Origin of the sequence: Alienimonas chondri, from assembly GCF_013036045.1 — a bacterium.
Classification (GTDB): domain Bacteria; phylum Planctomycetota; class Planctomycetia; order Planctomycetales; family Planctomycetaceae; genus Alienimonas; species Alienimonas chondri.
In genome coordinates, this window is record NZ_WTPX01000007.1 from 49246 (window position 1) to 67271 (window position 18026).

An 18026-nucleotide genomic window follows, 5' to 3' on the forward strand; every position below is an offset into this window, starting at 1 on the left:
CTCTGTAGCTCGAAAGTCGTCTGACACGATGACCGCCGTCGCCCTCGGATTGGATTTCGGAACCGAGTCGGTCCGTGCGCTGCTCGCCGATGCGGACGGGAACGAACGCGGCACGGCGGAGGCGAATTATGAACATGGGCAGATCGTTCGATCGCTGCCCGGACCGGACCGCCCGCTGCCGCCCCGCTTCGCTCTGCAGGACCCAGACGACTGGCTCGCCGCCGCCGCGGTCGCCGTGCGGGCGGCGCTGACCGAAGCGGACCTCGATCCGAGCGAAGTCGTGGGCGTCGGCGTGGACTTCACCAGTTGCACGATGCTGCCGACGACCAACGACGGCACGCCGCTCTGCAAGCTGGACCGCTTCGCCGACCAGCCGCACGCTTGGCCGAAGTTGTGGAAGCACCATGGCGCCGTCGCACAGACGGCTCATATGAACCGCATCGCTGCGGAGCGGGACGAAGCGTTTCTCATACGATACGGCGGCATCATCGGGCTGGAGTGGCTCCAACCGAAGATGTTGGAGGCGATCGAGGACGCTCCGGAGATCGCCGCCGCCGCGGAGGTGTGGCTCGAAGGGGGCGACTGGTTCGTCTGGCGACTCGTCGGCGGCGAGGCCGATACACTGCCTCGTTCGACCTGTCAGGCGGGCTATAAAGCATTGTGGTCGAAGGAGGAGGGCTACCCGAGCGACGACTACTTCGCCGCCGTGCATCCCGATCTCGCCGAGGCGGTGCGAACGAAGCTGCCCGGGCGGAAACTGGCGCCGGGCGAGGTCGCCGGACGGCTGACGGAGGAGCGGGCTGCGGCGCTGGGGTTGCCCGCGGGGATCGCGGTCTCCGCGGCGGTGATCGACGCTCACGCGGCCGTCCCCGGCGTCGGCGCCGCGGCGCCCGGGACGCTGGTGATGGTGCTGGGGACGAGTAGTTGTCACATGCTGAACGCCACGGAAGAACAATTCGTCCCCGGCCTGGCCGGCGTCGTGGAGGGCGGCATCCTGCCGGGGCTGTTCGGTTATGAAACCGGCCAGGCGGCCGTCGGCGACGCCTTTGATTGGTTGAAGAGACTGGTCGGGCATGATTCGTTCGACTCAATGTCGGCCGATGCGATGAGGCTGCCGCCGGGGGCGGACGGCGTGCGTTGTCTTGATTGGCTGAACGGCTGCCGCACCCCGTTGATGGACGGCTCCCTGCGGGGAGCGTTCACCGGACTGTCGCTGAACGCCGGGCCGGGCCATTTGTACCGGGCATTGCTGGAGGCCTCCGCGTGCGGACTGCGGTGGATCGTGGATCTGCATCGCGAGAACGGCGTGCCGATCGAACGCCTGATCGCGACCGGCGGCCTGCCGCATCACAACCCGGAACTGGTGCGTATCTACGCCGACGTGCTGGGCGAACCGATCGACGTGCACCCCGCACGGCAAGCTCCGGCGCTGGGGGCGGCGATCTTGGGGATGGTCGCCGCCGGTCGGTTCGACACCGTCGCGGAGACGATCGAAGCGATGGCCGAACCCGTCCCCGTCGAGGCCCGCATCGCGCCGAACGCGGAGGCCGCCGCTCTCTATCAAACGGTGTATCAAGACTATCGTCGGCTCGCCGAAACCTTCGGACCGACTTCGCCAGCAGGTATAAATTGATGTCCGTCACGTCGCTGCTCGCGTGCTCCCTGCTCGCGGCCCCGCTCCCCGGCGCCCCGCCCTCTGAGAATAAGGGGCGGCCAAATATTTTGCTTATACTCGCCGACGATCTGGGGTATCAAGACCTCGGCTGTTACGGCGGGCCGTTCGAGACGCCCGCGCTGGACCGGCTGGCGTCGGAGGGGGTTCGGTTCACGCAGGCCTACGCGCCGGCGCCGATCTGCTCCGCCAGCCGGGCGGCGATCCTCACCGGCCGGTCGCCGGCGCGGCTGAACTTCACGTTCGTCACCAAACCGGAGGCCGGAAGACAGGCGATCCCCGGGGCGCCGCTGAAAACGCCTCCCTATACGCTGCAACTCCCGTTGGAAGAGGTGACGACCGCGGAGGTGCTCGGCGACGCCGGATACGACACCGCGTTCTTCGGCAAGTGGCATCTGAACCCGCATCACGGCCGCTATCTCGGTTGGAGCCCGGAGTTCGGCCCGCCGAAGCAGGGGTTTGAGACTGCCGTCGAGGATTTCGGCGGACACCCTTATAACACCGACCGCTCGAAGGAACCGACGCCCGACGGGGCGTTCCCCGAAGACTCCCTCACCGATCGGGCGATTGATTATCTTGAGAACCGCGGCACGGACGCGGCGCCGTTTTATCTGCACGTCAGTCACTTCTATGTGCACACCCCGGTGAAGCCGCGGGCGAAGTGGCTGACAGACCGATATCGAAACGAATCCGGTATGCAGCAGTCGCGGGCGCAGTACGCCGCATTCGTGCAAACGCTGGATCATCAGGTCGGTCGGCTCTTAACGGCGCTCGAAGAATCCGGCCTTACTGAGAACACGCTGGTCGTGTTCTTCAGCGACAACGGCGGCGATCCGCGGTTCGCCCGTCACGCTCCGCTGCGGGGGCATAAATGGACGCTCTACGAAGGCGGCGTGCGGGTGCCCATGATCGTCCGCGGCCCCGGCGTGCCGGTCGGCAAAACGATCGACGCGCCGGTGATCGGGACGGACCTCCTGCCCACCTTCGCCGACTACGCCGGTGTGATCCCCTTGAACACGCGCCCGCTGGACGGCATCTCGATTCGGCGGCGTATCGAAGGGCACGGCGAACCGCGGGGCGCCCGGAAGATGCTCTGGCACTTCCCCTATTATCACCCGGAGACAGGCGTCGCGTTCCCCACCCGGCCGGTCGGTTGGAACGATCCGCAGGCGCCGTTCGTCGGCCCGCATTCGGCGCTGATGGTCGGCGGCTACAAAGCCATTTATTTCTACGAGACCGAGGCCCTCGAACTGTACGACCTCTCCGCCGACCCGGGGGAGAGAACCGACCTCGCCGCAAACGATCCGGCGCTGCGTGAGCTTTGGAAAGACCGGTTGTTCGACCGGTTGGCCGCCGTCGACGCCCGACTGCCCGAATCTGCCGATCGCTGATCGTTCCCGTCACCCTTAACAATTCATCTCATTATGTCCTCCCCCGTGCAACTCGTCGCCTCGGGCGACCTGCGTGAGTCCGCGAATCGCGCCTGCTGGCCGGCCCAGGCGGAGATGGAAGCCGCGCTCTCGACCGCCGTCGAACGCTGCGGCGCCCAACTGGTCCGCGGTCACGCCGTCGACGCGGACCGCGGACACGGGTTCATCGCGTCGCAGCGGGAAGGAATCGACATCTTCGCCACGCTGGACCCGGAGGCGCCGCTGATCGTGGCGGAGGCGGTCTGGCAATACTCGCACCATGTGCTCGCCGGGCTGACGACGCATCGCGGGCCGATTCTCACGGTCGCAAACTGGTCCGGGCAGTGGCCGGGGCTGGTGGGGTTGCTGAACCTCAACGGCTCGCTGGCGAAAGCGGGGGTGCCGTTCGATTCGCTGTGGAGCGAGACGTTCGAAGACGAGTGGTTCACCTCCCGTTTGAGCGCCTGGCTGAACGGTAGGACTATCGAGCATGACCTCTCGCATGTCCGCCCGTTCAAACCCTCCGCCGCCGCGGAGGAGGCCCGCCGAGTGGGCGAGGAGATCGCTGCAGAACTCCAGCAGCGAAAGGCGATCCTCGGCGTGTTCGACGAGGGCTGCATGGGGATGTTCAACGCGATCATTCCCGACCATCTCTTGATGCCCTGCGGCGTCTTCAAAGAGCGGCTCAGCCAGTCCGCCCTCTATCACGAGACGAAACAGGTCGCGGACGCGGAGGCCGACGCCGTGCGGACGTGGCTCGAAGAGCGGGGAATGACCTTCCATACCGGTCCGAACCATGATGAAAACCTGACGGACGCTCAGATTCGCGATCAGTGCCGCATGTACGTCGCCGCCGTGCGGATCGCCGACGACTTCGGCTGCGACGCGATCGGCATTCAATATCAACAGGGACTCAAAGACCTGCTGCCGGCCAGCGATCTGGTCGAGGGGATGCTGAACAACGGCGATCGCCCCCCGGTTCGCAGTCGGGACGGCGAGCGAGTGCTCTACGAAGGCCGCCCGCTGACGCACTTCAATGAAGTGGACGAGTGCGCGGGACTGGACGGTTTATTGACCGAACGGGTGCATCGGGCGCTGGGCCAACCCACGGAGAACACGCTGCACGACCTGCGGTGGTCCGACGAAGACGCCAGCGGCACGGTCGAGGGGGAGATCTGGGTGCTGGAGATCAGCGGCGCCGCCCCGCCGGCCCACTTCGAAGGCGGTTGGGCGGGGGCGGAAGGGTTCCGTCAGCCGGGGATGTATTTCCCCTCCGGCGGCAGCACGGTGCGGGGGATTAGCAAACCGGGGCCGGTGGTGTGGTCGCGGATCTTCGTCGAGGACGACCGCCTGCATATGGATCTCGGCCTCGCCGACGCGGTTGCGTTGCCGCGTGAGGAGACTGAACGCCGTTGGAACGCGACGACGCCGCAATGGCCGATCATGCACGCCGTGCTGCGCGGGGTGAGCCGCGATCAAATGATGGCCCGGCACCGGGCGAATCATATTCAGGTCGCCTATGCGAACTCCGAGGCGGAGGCGACGACCGCCTTACACGCCAAGGCCGCCGCCGCCGCCGCGCTCGGCATGACGGTGTCCCTTTGCGGAACGACGGACGGGGCGGAATAAACCCACAACCCATTTGCACAATCTGGCAGCCCGAGGCGCAAGCCGAGGCTGAGTGAGGATTGCATTCTGAACGACCTCGCCCAGGCCTGTCAGCATTGAACGAAACGAACAACGGACGAACGCCCGGCTGGAGCGACGGAACCGTGAAACGTGGTTTGGCGGTTTCAGCCCCCTCACCCCCGGCCCCTCTCCCCCAAAAAAGGGGAGAGGGGAGCAGCGGCATGACGCTCAGTCCTTGAACAGGTCGCTCTGCGGATCGCCGCCGGCGATCACGTAGGCGATGAGGTCCAACGCCTCTTCCTTCGTGAAGTAGTTGAGCAGACCGGTCGGCATCGCGGACTGGTCGTTCTTCATCTCCTCCAGGATCTCATCCTTCAACACGATCGTCGGCTCATCCTGATTGAGCGGATCGGCCTTCACGCGGACGCGGGTCTCGTTCTCGTCGATCACGAAGCCGGCGACGACCTCGCCGGAGGCCGTCAGATAGCTCCGCATCGCGTATTCCTCCGCGATCTCCTTGGACGGATTGAGCATCGATTCGAGGACGTGCTCCGGCGTCCGCTTCTTCGGATCCAGCTTGGCGAGATCCGGGCCGAACACGCCGCCCTCCCCGCCGACCTTGTGACACTGGATGCAGCCGATTCGTTTGAACGAACGGGCGCCGGACTCGAACGACCGGCCGCCGGCGGCGAGTTCCGCGTCGGTAAAGTCCTTCGCGGTCCATTCCTTGACCAGCTTCGGCACCCAGCCGTCGGTCGTCAGCGGTTTGATCGGTTCGCTGCCGTCCTCCAGCGGGTACTCCGTCAGCAGGTCGTAGGCGCTCCAGAAGGAGGCGTCCTCCCCGCGGTCGATCGCCCGCATCGCGGCGACCTGCGCCGGTTCAATCGGCTTCGCCCGGTTCGACCAGGAGTTGCGCACGTACGTCAGCACGGCGGCGATCTCCCTGTCGTTCAAGATCTGCCGGAAGCCGGTCATCGGGGGCAGCGGCGGGGAACTGTACCGCTTGCCCTTCACCTCGATCGTGCCGTGCATGCCGTCGAGCACCATGCGGATCAGGCGCTCCTCGTTGCCGGTCGCCCAGAGGGTGCCGTCGATCGGCGGATAGAGGTTCGGCAGACCCTGTCCGTTGGGCTGGTGACAGGTGGCGCAGTGACTCTCACGGCGATAGACCTCGGCGCCGAGGGCCATCACCGCGGGGTCCGCTTTCACCGGGATGCTGGCACGCAGCGCCTTCAACTGCTTGCCCGCCGGCGACCGGCTGGCTGTGGCCAGTTCCGCCCCGAGCGTCAGCAGGTTCGAGTAGTCGGCGCCCTGCCGTTCGACCGGCGTCGCCGCTTCGGCCTGTTCCAGCAGCGTGCGGAGCGCCAATCCGGCGTCTTCCTTCGACAACCGATCGGCGACGGCGCCGTCCGGCATCGCGGCGAGCGCCCGCAGAGCGGCGCCGGTCAGGGAATCGGCGATCACCAGCCGGGCGAAGTCGTCGATCTTCTGTCCCGAATCGCCGGGCCAGTCGGCGATCCCTTGCAGCGCCTGCTGCCGCAGATTGCCGCGGCCGGGGTTCCGCAGCGCGGTCTCGTCGATCGGCTGCCGCTCCATGCCCGGCCCTTCCCACGCGAGCTTCAAGCCGTCGCTGCCGCCGTTATCGAAGTAGTTCACGACGATCTCGTGCAAGCCGGCCGATAACCGAATCGAGCCGGACTTGGTGTTCATCCCGTGCAGGCCGTCGTGGTTAATCACCTCTCCGCCGTCGAGATAGAGACGCGAGCCGTCGTCCGAGGTGAGGTAAAACGTATAGCGGCCGCTTCGGGGAACGAGCAGCGAAGACGTCTGCCGGGTGGCGAAACGGTCCTGGACGCCGCCGGGCACGAACGTCTCGAAGCGATCGATCGAGCCGGTCAGCTGCGGCGTGAGGGCGTCGAGCGTGTCGTTCCGCACGTTCGGCGGATTCGGGGCGTAATACTCGAAGGCGACCGCGGCGCCGGGGGCGACGGAGACGTTGTCCGCGTCGCTTCGCAGACCGGTCGGCAGTTCGAACATCAGCGGCCGGACGAGCGGGGAGAACCGCTCCGCGACGGTCGCGTCGCTGGACTTCTGCAGGCTCACCAGCAGATCGCCGAGTCGCTCCCGCGAGGCGATCGCGTGCTGCCAGATCGCGTCGTCGTCGCCCAGCGTCAGCCAAGCGGAGTACGCGGCGACGCGAACGGCCGAGGACTCCGTCTCGGAGGCGATCCGCTTCAACGTTTCCCGGTTTGACGCGTCTTGACCGGCGATCTCCGGCAGCAGCGCGGCGAGAGCATTGAGGCTCTCTCCCTCGTTCGCCTCGACGGCCTTCAGACTGTCGGCAAGCTGGGCGAGCGGGGTGCGATCGTTCAGCTTCGCCAACGCCTCGACCGACTCGCGGCGGTACTTCTCGGAGACCCGATCGCGGGTCAGCAGGGCTTCGTACACCTCCGCGGATTGATCCATCTCCAGCAGCAGAGCCGGCTCGGCGTTGGCCAAGGCATAGTTCCGGGCGGCCTCGGACAGCGGGGCGTTCGACCGAATCGCTTTAGCGAGGATCGCATCGACGTCGATCGTGCCGCGGGCGTAGGCCAGCACGTCGTTCAGTTCCGGGTCGGTCGGGCGAACCGCGGTCTCGAAGATGACGTCGGCCGACGTGGGACCGCCGAATTCGACGGCCGCTTTCACGGCTTCGGCCCGCACCAAGGCGGAGTCGTCCGTCGCGGCCGCGATCAACAGTCCCTCCCAACCGGGCAGGTGATCCGTCAGCGGACGCCCGCCGATCGTGTGATTCGCCCAGTGACCGAGCGTGCGGATCGCCGCGGCCCGCACCCGGGGTTCATCGGCCTGGAATGTCTTCTTGACGAGACCGACATCCGGGACGCGGTGTTCTTCATGGACCCACAGGCACTCGAGCAGGGCTTGCGCCTCGTCGCTCTCGCGGTCCGCGTTCTCGGGGTCGAGGGACGCGGCGAAGGCGTCGATCTCCCGGATGACGTCCGCGGATTCGCGGCCGCTCAGTTCGATCCGGGCGCGGTAACGCACGCCCTTCTCCGGGCTGAGGAAGTGCTGCACGACCTCCGCGATCGGCTTGTCGCTCATCTTGACGGGCTTGAGTAGATCGCGTCCCTTGGCGGTGACGCGATAAATCCGCCCGTGTTCATGGTCGCGGTTCGGGTCGCGGATGTTGTGCTGCATGTGGCCGATCAGCGTGTTCTGCCAGTCGGCGACGTAGAGCGCCCCGTCGCCGCCGATCTCCACGTCGACCGGGCGGAAGTTGGGATCGCTGGATTGCAGCAGGTCGTCGGTGCGTTCGGCCGTGATCTCGGCGCCGTTATAGTTGACTTCATATTGCAACAGGCCGAGGAAGCCGATCGTGTTGCAGATTAGGAAATTGCCTTGCTGATCCTCCGGGAAGTGGCTGCTGGAGAGGAACCCGGTCGCGGCGACGGGGCGCCATTCCTTCTTGAACCACTGCCGGTTTCCGGGCCGCAGTCCCTTGCCGAGGCTGACGTACCCGCCGGTGCCGGAGGTGCCGTCGTTGGCGAATTGATAGCCCCACCGATCGAACACGTCGCCGTGCGGGTTGGGGCCGATGGGATAATGGAACTCCATCTCGAAGGTGCGGGGGTTGAACCGGTGCACGCCCGACTTCCCGCTGCGATAGGTGTGCGTGGGCGTCTCGATCGCGGCGACGTTAAAGATGCCTCGCGACCAATACAGCCAGCCGTCGGGACCGATCAACATCGCGTTGGCGCTGTGGTGGGAGTCCGCGCTGGACAGACCCTGCAGCAAACGAATCTTGACGTCGGCTTTGTCGTCGCCGTCGGTGTCTTTCAAAAACCACAGTTCCGGGAGCGCGGCGACCAGCACGCCGCCGCCCCAGAATTCGAACCCGGTGACGCTGTTCAACTCGTCGGCGAAGACGATGCAGTCGTCCGCTTTCCCGTCGCGGTCCTCGTCCGGCAGGATCACGATCGCATCCCGCCGTTCCTCCGTCGGGTTCCAGTGCGGATAGGAAGGCCAGACGGACGCCCACAAACGGCCGTCCGGATCGACCGACATCTGCACCGGGTTGATCAGCCGCGGAAACTCTTTCTCCGAGGCGAACAGGTTGACCTCCAAGCCCTCCTGCACCGTCATCTCGGCGATCGCCTCTTCGCCGTCGTTATAAGAGAACGCTCCGCCTTCGAGCGGCCCCTCTCGGTTCGGTTTGACGACCAGTTCGGCGGGGAGGTTGTCGTCGGCGACTTCATATTCGCTGCCCTGTGCGACGGCCCAGATCTTCCGATCGCGGTTGGCCGTCATCACATCGAGGATCTCCATTTCCCGCATCATCACGTCGCCGTTCGACTGTCCGAACCAGGCAAGCTTGGACCGACCGCCGAAGACGTTGTATTCGTCCACGACGCGGTATCGACTGAACCAGTGATAATTCTTGTCGAGCACGGCGTCACGCAATTCCGCGACCTGCTCGTCCGTCGGCAACGGTCCCTCGACCACGCTCGCCAGCGGCGAACCGGGCGTCGTGAGGATCGCCCGGGCGACGGCCCGGTTGCCGCGGTCGAGCAGATGCACGCCGTTGGTGGTCAACGGTTCGTCCGACGCCTCGTACAACGCCTGCGAGATCACGAAGAGGTCGACGAAGGGAACGTCTTTTCCCTCGCACACGGCCCGCATCGCCTCCGTATAAAGCGCGAGGTTCTTATTGTTCGCGGAGCCGTCCGGGAGGTGCGGGCTATTCAGGTTCTCCTGAGCCAACGGCGAGAACATCACCAATCGGGGGGCGGACTCCCCGTTGTATTTCTGCGCCCGCATCCCGTCGATCATCGACGCGAACTCCGAAGCGAACTTCTTGAGGCCGTCTTCGCCCCGGAGCGCTTCGTTGTAGCCGAAAAATCCGAAGACGACGTCCGCCTCCGTCTTGGTCAACCACTCGTCCGCGTCGCCGAAGTTGTCCGCTCGCTGACGCCGGTTCACCTCGTCGCCGGAGAAGCCGAGGTTGCGGAACGTCAATTCGCGCCCCGGCATGGCGGCTTGGAGGTACGTCTCCAACCAGCCGTGGTGCTGCATGCGATCGGCCAGCGTATTGCCGATGTAAACGACGTGATCGCCCTGCTCGAAGTTCGGCTCTTCCGCGGCGGCGGCCGACGAGACAGCGGGCGAGAGCCAGGCCGTCGACAGAACCAGGGCGGGCAGGAACCGACGTAATCTTTGAAGCATGGCAAGCAGTCGTCTGATTGAAGCAGCAGCACGGCGAAATCGGCCGGCGCCATTGTACCGAAGTCCCCCGCGGTCGTGCACGGGAGTGAAGCAAGGTCGCCGCCGGACGATCAATTTGCCTTGCGGGGCGGCTGAATCATCTCCGCCATCGCCTCCGCGAAGCCGCGGCCGATCTGGGACATGATCTTGGCGGAACCCATGTAGTGAAAGTCGAAGTTCGACGTGCTGTCATTCAGGATCGTCAGTTCGCGGGGCGAAAAGGCCGCGGCGTACAGTTCTTTAATTGCGGCATCGCCCTCCTCGCGGGACAGATCGCCGCTCTTGACGGCGGCGTTGATCTGATCTTTCCGCTCCTTGAGCGGCTTTTCACGGAGACGCAGCGCCACGACGTCCATATCCCAATAGCGCTCGGTACGAACCGCCGCGACGTTTCCCTGGAACTCCGGAAGGGCGGCCGGAGCCGCCATGGCCGCGCGGAAGTTCGCGTGGGTCTCGCGGTACCGCTGTTGGTCGGGGCCGTAGTCTTCGACCGGTCCGCCGACTCCCAACACGCCGATGACGAAGGGCAGCTTCGGGGCATCCAGATCGCGACGCATGTCGCGGATGAACGTCGCCATCAGTTCGGCGTATTGATCGTACCCGCCCGCTCGGCCGCGATCCGGGTAGGCGCCGCCGTCGACCATATCGTTCCAGCCCTGGAACCAGACGAAGCCGGCCAGTTCGTAGCCCTGCTCCGGATCGTAGTTCGGGACGACCTCGCCGACGTCCTTGAGAACCGTTTTGACGTGCTCCGTCATCAAACGATAATAGCGGCCGGTCGCTTCGGCCTTCTCCGCTTTGGCCTGGTCGACGTCCACGTCCCGCTTGGCGAAGTTCTCCAGTTGAGCTTCGTTGAACTCATACGGGCCAGCGCTCGGCGGGCGGAAATCGGTGTGCAGGCTCTTACCGCCCCACGCGGTTTTGATGATCAAAATGGGTTTATCGAGCGCCTCGTGCATGGCGATCCCGAAGGTGAACTCGGGCCCGATCTTCGGACCGCGGGCGTCGGCGCCGAAACCGGCGGTCAGCTTCCCGGTCCGCACCTCATCCGCGGAGCCGAGCGACGAGATCCACACGTCGTCCAGCACCCGTGGCGTCCCGTTCTCGTCACGCATCTTGGCCAGGAGCGGCGCGGTCTCGGGGTCCAGCGCCATCGCGTCCATGGTGCGAATATGCGCATGCCCCTGCATGTTCGACTGCCCGGCGAGCACGAACACCTTCAGCGGGCCCGCGGCGGCGGTCTGTGAAGCGCAGCAGACGGCGAGCGCCGCAGCGAGGAGGCTTCGAATCAACATGGCGGGACGTCGCGATCGGGGAAGGGGGCGCCAAATTAGAGATCAGCGCTCTCCGATCCAATCCTGCCCGCATCGACGCGATCGCGCATTCAGGTTCCGCTGCGCCAGACCGGGTCGCCGAGGGCGTCGAAGTTCGGCCGCACGCCCAGCCCCGGCTCCGCGGAGGCGGACATTCGACCGTTCACCCGTTGAGGAGCGCCGTCGGCGATCGAGGTCGTCACGTAGCTATTGAAGTCCGTCGACGTAAATTGCAGCGCCGGCGGCACGCCTTGAGCCAGATGGGCGATCGTCGCCGTGACGATATCGCCGCCCCAACTGTCCTCCAACGTCATCGCGATCCCCAGCGAAACGCACAGGTCGCGGGCCTGCTTGGCGCGGGTCAATCCGCCGAACTTACTGATCTTAATATTGACGATGTCCGCCGCCCCGTCCGCCGCGGCGCGGAGGATCGCGGGCACGGAGTCGATCACTTCGTCCAGCACGAACGGCAGCGTCGTGTTGCGGCGCACGCTGAGGCATTCCTCATAGGACTTGCAGGGCTGCTCGATATACACATCCACGTCCCGAACGGCGTTGACCACCCGCATCGCGTCATGCATCAGCCAGCCGGTGTTGGCGTCGGCGACGAGTTTGTCGCCGGGCTGGAGCGCCTCGGCGACGGCGCGGATCCGCGCGATGTCCTCGTCGGCGTGCCCGCCGACCTTGAGTTGGAAGCGGCGATAGCCTTCCTCGCGATAGTCGGCGACGTTCGCAGCCATCTCCGCCGCCGGACGTTGGGAGATCGCCCGGTACAGCGTCACGTCGTCCGCATAGCGTCCGCCCATTAACTCACACACCGGCAGCCCGGCGACTTTGCCGAGGATGTCCCAGCAGGCGATATCAATGGCCGATTTGACGTACGGGTGTCCCTTCAGCGCCCGGTCCATGAGTTCGTTCAGAACCAGCAGACGCCGCGGATCCTGTCCGATCAATGCCGGGGCCAACTCCTCGATCCCCGCCCGCACGCCGCGGGCGTAGGCGGGGAGATAGACCGGGCCCAATGGGCAAACCTCGCCGTACCCGGTGATCTCCGCGTCCGTTTCGATTTCCACCACCGTGGAATCGAACACGTCGACGCTCTTGCCCTCCGACCAACTGTAACGACCTTCGCGGAGCGGGAGATCGACCTGATAAACGTTGATGTTTTCAATCTTCAACGCGGGCGCCTTTCAGGCGGGGTGATCGGAACGGATAGGAGAAGCGTTAGCGGGCAGCGCCCGGGGCGCCGGCGGCTTGATTCGCGTCGACGGCCCAGAGTTTCGCGACGAGATCGTGCATCCGCGGATCGTGCCGTTTTAATTCTTCCCGGGTGTACGGGAAGAAGTCGTTGCGGCCGAAATAGGCTTCCGTCGATTCGGCGAAGTATTCTTTATGATTCGTGATCGCGTACGCCCGCTCCACGCGTTCCGCTTTCCCCGGTCCATCGCGGCGGCGGACGGCGTCGTAGCGACCGCTTTGCTTGGCGGCGTCGTAGACCCGAATGACGCGGGGATCGTCGAAGCCGAGCGTTTGATGGTGATAGGCGTGGGCGAGTTCGTGCAGCATCAACATCGGCATCCGTTCGTGCTCACGGGGCAAGATGCTCACGTTCGTGAGTTCGACCGACCGGACCAATGCCGGCCGACGGCCGTTCTGCTTCAGCCACCCGGCGTTGGGGTGATACTCCGCGGTCGGCCGCACGCCGTCGTAGGTCGGGGACAGCCAGATCGGAACCGTGCGGACCGCGGCCAGCGGCTTCGCGGGCAGCAATCGGGCGACCTCGCCCAATTGCTTTTCGATCAACGGCAGAGCGGCTTCGACCTCCTGCGGCCGATCGGCGAGCAGCGCATCGCTGACGTGCACCGTCCACCCGTGCACGTTCCGTGTTTGATGTCCCTCGACCGACGCTGCCACGTTCGACGCCGCGTCCGAAGATTGCGCGATCGCCGAGATCGGCCCGCAGATCGTCGCCAGGCAGGCCACGAGCGTCATCCGCCAAGTCCGAGTGCAGAGCAAACGGTTCGAGCGGCAAGTTCGATGAAGCATCACGGAGCGTCATGCGGGCGGGGCGGGTCAGCCATCGTGCAGTCGCGGCGCCCCGCACGCCACGCCGGTCGCCGCCCCCGTTGACGCACCGGGCGCGGCGCCGGGCGACGGTGGGCGGGCTGGGAGCGTCGAGTTAGGATCGCCCTCCGCCGCGGCGGTTTCGCCCCTGTTCTCTCCGGCGCCGGACGCTCGCTCGTGACGTCTTCCCCGTCCCCCGTCCCCTCGAAGGGCGTCTCCGCGAACGGCGATCCGTTGCGGGTCGTCTTTTGCTGGTCGGAGATCAACGGGTATATGGCCGCCTGTTTTCGGGAACTCGCCGGGCGGGCGGACGTCGACCCCTTCTTCATCGCGCTCGCCTCCGGTCGCTCCTCCGGGACGGAGGCCGCGTTCGCCGATGATGTCGTCGCGGGTCTCCCCTGCCGGTTGCTCGAACCGGAGCAATTGGATGACGAAGCCCTGGTCCGCGAACTCGTCGCGGAGCGCCGGCCGGACGTGGTCGTACTCAACGGTTGGCGGTACCGCGCGTATCGCCGCCTCCCCTACGGCGAGCCGCTCCGAACGGAGGAGCACGGCGGGCCGCCGGGGTTCATGATGACGTTTGATACGCCGTGGCAGGGCACGCTCCGGCAGCGGATCGCCCGTTTTCGGCTCACGGATTATCTGAACCGCTGCGCGATCACGGTGGTGACCGGCGAGCGGAGTTGGCAGTACGGCGTTCGCCTCGGCATCCCGCAGGCTCGATTGCGACGGGGGATGTACGGGGTCGATCACGCCGGGCTGTCCGAGTGCCTGCAACGCCGGGAAGAAAGCGAATGGCCGCGTCGGTTCCTGTTCGCCGGACGGTACGCGGACGTGAAGGGGCTCGACGTTCTCGCCGAGGCGTACGCCCGCTATCGGGACGGCGTGGCCCGTGACGGCGCCGGGGAACCGTGGGCGCTGGAATGCTGCGGGACCGGCCCGCGGGGCGATCTGATCGCCGGCCGGGAAGGAATCGAGGATCGCGGGTTCGTGCAACCGGCCGACATGCGGGACCGGTTCGCCGCGGCCGGGGCGTTGGTGCTGCCGAGCCGGTTCGACCCGTGGCCGCTGGTGCTGGTCGAGTCCGCCGCCGCCGGGTTGCCGATCCTCTGCACGGAGGCGTGCGGTTCGAGCGTCGAGCTGCTCCGCCCGCATTACAACGGCCTCGCCGTGCCCCCCGACGACGCCCCGGCCCTCGCCCGCGGGCTGCGATTCCTGCACGATCGTCACGCGGAGCTGCCGGAGTACGGTCGGCGCTCCAATGGACTGGCCGCGGCGTATTCGACCTCGATCTGGGCGGATCGTTACACGGCCTATCTCCGTGAGGCGCACGCAGGATCGCCGCCCCGCCGGTGAGGGGCCGGCGAGCCGGGGGGTTGATCCCCCCGGACCGGTGAGCGCAGCGAATCGGGCGCCGTCAGGCCGGGGCGTCCGCCAGCGGGGTCTCGGCGAGTTCGTCCAACCGATCATGGTCCCGATTCGCCGCGGCGGAGAGCGCTTGAAAGGCCCGCTCCGCACACGCCGCCCAGGTGAATCCCGCGGCTCGGGCATGGCCTTTTCGCACCAGTTCCTCCCGGTCGGGACCGCGCTCGGCGAACGACAGGAGCGCGTCCGTCACGGCCGTCGTGTCGTCGGGGGAGAGGCAGACGCCGGCGTCGCCGACGACCTCCGGGAGACTCGTCTCGTCCGCAGCGACGACCGGCGTGCCGGCCGCCATCGCCTCCAGCGCCGGCAGGCCAAATCCTTCGTAGCGAGACAGGAACAACTGGGCCTCCGCGGCTCGCAGGTAATCGGCCATCAGGTCGTCGCCGAGCGGGCCGGCGACGACCGCGTTTGGCGTCTTCGCCGCCGCCTCGGCCCATTCCGACTCCGGCCGACCGACGAACACGACCCGCAGCTCCGACCCGCGACGATGCAGCTCCGCGGCGACGGCCAGCATCTCCGCGGCGCCCTTCCGCCCCTGCAATCCGCCCACCGCCAGCACGTACGGCCACGGGCCGGGACGAACGCAGTCGGCGGGGTTCTTCGCCGCGATCGCGTAGAAGCAGGGCGACACGCCGTTGCCGACGACGATCACCGGGGTGTCGGCGGTGTCGGTGAGGGTTCGCATCCGGCGGCGGCTGTCGTCGGAGACCGTTAGCACCGCATCGGAACAGTCAAACAGCCGCGGCAGCCATCGTCGCCAGCGACGTTCCAATCGACGAGCGGCCGGGTTGGCCCGGTAGAGGGGGAACGCCGGGTCGACCGCGAACACGTCGTGCAGCGTGACGACCGCGGGCACGGCGCCGGTGGGGAGGACGGCATCCGCGGGGGCGTAGACCACGTCCGCCCCCGCCGCGTGCTTCGCGAGTGACGGGTGCCCCGTCAGCTTACGCAGCCGTTCGGACAGCCGTTCCGGCAGGGCGTAGGCGGAGAACGGCAGATCGCGCAGCGGGGCGTTCGCCGGCAGTCGCGCGTCTTCCCCCAGCCATTCGCGGGAGAACAGCAGGTCGAGGTTCACCCCCGGTCGCTCCGCGAGCGCCCGCACCATCGCGTTCGCATGGCGGCCCACGCCGGTGACCGGCTCCAGCGTGCGGCCCGGTTCCAGATACGCCCGGATCTTTAGCGAGTCGAGATGTTCCTCGCCTCCGCTCATCGCCGGCCTCGCAGACGATGCCACAGCGTATTGATCTGCCGCTGCCGCCGGGCTTTGTCCGCGAGCCGCAGCAGCGGCCGAGACGCCCGCCGCCGCAGCGCGTCAATCGAGCGTCGCCCCGCTCCGTCGCGACGGTTTCGGTAGGAGTAGAACAGTTCCGCCTCCGGCATCGCCGGGGAGAGCGGCAGCCCGGCCCAATGCAGGATCGGCACCCGCTTGCCGTGATCGATCCCGCCGTGGTCCCAACGGCGAGCGACGCCCGCCTGGTCCCGGTACACCCGCCCCGGCTGGCGGACCCAGGCGTCCCGACAGAGATCGCCCAGAACCTCCGCGAAGTGTCCCGTGACGATCGGCCGTTCGCCGCCGGCTTCGTCGTTCGCTTCGTCAGAGACCGTCGTGCCGGCGTCGCAGCAGTAGTTCAGGAAGAACTGATCGGTGTTGCGGGGGTTCATCTGCTCCCGGACGGCGACGCACTCCTCCGCGAACCGTTCGAGCGTCTCCAGATCGAACAGCCCCCGCCGGCTCGCCCACTGGCCGGACATGAACCCTCGTCCCCGCCCCCGCCGCAGGAACTCCCGCCGCACCGGGCCGGGTTCGTACACCTGATCGATGGCGCAATCGAAGTGCAGCAGGTCGAACCCATATTGCTCCGAAGCGCCGACGAACTCCGTCAAATCGCACAGCACAAGCTGGCGGCAGTCCTGATAGACGAACCGCTCGAACGGCCCCCAGAACGCCGCGTACCGGCGAAACCACCGCGGCCCGTACGCCGTCAGCCCGAGATCCAGCGTGCGGCCGATCGCTTCGAGTCGCTCGAACGCCGGGTCTTCGTATGTGGTAAAGGCGTAGTCGTCCGCCAACGCCGCGACCCGTTCGCAGCGGTCGTCGAACGGCATCCATGCCAACGGCAGGTCGGGATTGTGAGCGCGGTAGCTCTCCAAGTACGCCACGGTCCAATCAAAGACCGCATCGTTCGCGCTGAACAGCACGCCGGCGGGGCGAACCGAAGGCGGAGGAGAGTCGGGGGCCGCGTCGGTCACGCTCGCGATGCTATCTACTGACGAGGCGACTGTCCCACCGACGCTCAGCCGGCCCGGAACTCAGCCGGAGCCGTCCGCGATCGCCCGCACGGCGGCGGCCAGCACCTCCGAGGCCTGTTCGGCCAGTTCCTCCAGCGTCGCCCCGGCCCCGCCGGTCGACGGAGCGACGATCGGGCGCCCGCTCAACAGGCGATCGGCCGCCGCGACGGGGTCTGCGACGAGATCCGCGCGGCTGATCGCGGCGCTCTCCGCGAGATCCCAACCGGTATCGGCCAGCAGCGCTTCGCACTTCGCCGCGTAAAGCATCGGTCGGCAGAGCACGCCCGCAGCCAACGCGAAGACCAGCGCATGAAACCGGGTCGAGAGGAACTCCCCGCAATCCGCGACCGCGGCGAACGTCCGACGCGGGTCCGCGTCGTAGGGGCGGAATCGAATCTTCAACCCCCGCAGCGCCGACCGAGCGAACAGATCGTCCTCCGGCGTGAAGGGGATGTGCACGAAGTCCCCGCCCCGGCCCGCCACGAATCGCCGGATCGTGCGGACGTAGTCCGGCCCGAGGGTGTGAATGACGTCCGCCAGCGGCGAGCCGGTCCGGCGATACATCCCCTCCATCGCCGTGCCGGTCGCCCATTCGCCCTTCTGTCGCTTCATGAACAGGGGCAGAAGATTCAGCCCCGTCGGCCCCGCCCCGCTTTCTCGTCGGCTTTCTCCGGGGCCGACGACCGCGGGACGAAACTCATGCCACAGCAGCGAGAACGCATTGTCCGGTTGGGCGACGACCTCCCGGCCGCCGAGCGCGTCGCTCACCCGATCGGCCTGCTGCCGGTCACGGACGCCGAGGAACGCCACGGAGCGGAGAAAGCCGCGGTCCTCGTCCGGCCAGCTCGCGACCTCGCCGTCCACGTCCCAGCCGACGATCGCCACCCGCTCCGGCGAGCGGCCGTAGCGCTCCCGCAACGCTCGCACGTTCTCCAGCACCCCCGTCGCCCCGCCCGCGACGAT

11 protein-coding genes are annotated in these 18026 nt (G+C 66.9%); 4 read left to right on the forward strand and 7 right to left on the reverse strand.

Annotation, left to right across the window (positions count from 1 at the left end; translation table 11 throughout):
• The first annotated feature begins 28 nt into the window (after positions 1 to 28).
• Genes LzC2_RS02195 through LzC2_RS02205 form a run of 3 tightly spaced genes read left to right on the forward strand, consistent with a single transcriptional unit; the run spans position 29 to position 4710 of the window.
• The gene (locus LzC2_RS02195; protein ID WP_171183264.1) at positions 29 to 1633 is read left to right on the forward strand and encodes a ribulokinase; all 1605 of its coding nucleotides are present in this window, start codon (positions 29 to 31) and stop codon (positions 1631 to 1633) included.
• Positions 1633 to 3063 (forward strand): sulfatase, encoded by a 1431-nt coding sequence (locus LzC2_RS02200; protein WP_171183266.1) that lies wholly within the window; start codon positions 1633 to 1635, stop codon positions 3061 to 3063. Before LzC2_RS02195 ends, LzC2_RS02200 begins: the two co-directional genes overlap by 1 nt.
• A 33-nt stretch (positions 3064 to 3096) precedes the next feature.
• Positions 3097 to 4710: a fucose isomerase gene (locus LzC2_RS02205; protein WP_171183268.1), complete on the forward strand. Its 1614-nt coding sequence runs from the start codon at positions 3097 to 3099 to the stop codon at positions 4708 to 4710.
• A 228-nt stretch (positions 4711 to 4938) separates the two neighbouring features.
• Here LzC2_RS02205 and LzC2_RS02210 read toward each other — a convergent pair whose 3' ends face one another.
• The 4 genes from LzC2_RS02210 to LzC2_RS02225 form a co-directional block, all read right to left on the reverse strand.
• Complete coding sequence (locus LzC2_RS02210) at positions 4939 to 9933, reverse strand: PVC-type heme-binding CxxCH protein (RefSeq protein WP_171183270.1); 4995 nt, start codon at positions 9931 to 9933, stop codon at positions 4939 to 4941.
• Positions 9934 to 10043: 110 nt separating this feature from the next.
• Positions 10044 to 11267 (reverse strand): sialate O-acetylesterase, encoded by a 1224-nt coding sequence (locus LzC2_RS02215; RefSeq protein ID WP_171183272.1) that lies wholly within the window; start codon positions 11265 to 11267, stop codon positions 10044 to 10046.
• A gap of 89 nt (positions 11268 to 11356) precedes the next feature.
• On the reverse strand, positions 11357 to 12463 hold the full coding sequence (locus LzC2_RS02220) for a cis-3-hydroxy-L-proline dehydratase (RefSeq protein ID WP_171183274.1): 1107 nt from the start codon (positions 12461 to 12463) through the stop codon (positions 11357 to 11359).
• 46 nt (positions 12464 to 12509) lie between these two features.
• Positions 12510 to 13277 (reverse strand): M90 metallopeptidase family protein, encoded by a 768-nt coding sequence (locus LzC2_RS02225; protein WP_171183276.1) that lies wholly within the window; start codon positions 13275 to 13277, stop codon positions 12510 to 12512.
• 249 nt (positions 13278 to 13526) lie between these two features.
• Here LzC2_RS02225 and LzC2_RS22705 point away from each other — a divergent pair, with 249 nt between their 5' ends.
• Positions 13527 to 14705 carry a glycosyltransferase family 4 protein gene (locus LzC2_RS22705; protein ID WP_171183278.1) on the forward strand — a complete coding sequence of 393 codons (1179 nt, stop codon included), beginning with the start codon at positions 13527 to 13529 and terminating at the stop codon, positions 14703 to 14705.
• Between the two features lie 61 nt (positions 14706 to 14766).
• On the opposite strand, the gene LzC2_RS02235 is transcribed toward LzC2_RS22705, so the two are convergent.
• The 3 genes from LzC2_RS02235 to LzC2_RS02245 form a co-directional block, all read right to left on the reverse strand.
• Complete coding sequence (locus tag LzC2_RS02235) at positions 14767 to 15984, reverse strand: glycosyltransferase family 4 protein (protein WP_171183280.1); 1218 nt, start codon at positions 15982 to 15984, stop codon at positions 14767 to 14769.
• Positions 15981 to 17024, reverse strand: coding sequence for a hypothetical protein (locus LzC2_RS02240; RefSeq protein WP_171183283.1), 1044 nt, complete (start codon positions 17022 to 17024; stop codon positions 15981 to 15983). The genes LzC2_RS02235 and LzC2_RS02240 overlap by 4 nt, the downstream gene beginning before the upstream one ends.
• 60 nt (positions 17025 to 17084) lie before the next feature.
• Positions 17085 to 18026: polysaccharide pyruvyl transferase family protein (locus LzC2_RS02245; RefSeq protein ID WP_171183285.1), on the reverse strand; the 942-nt coding region annotated here is incomplete at its 5' end.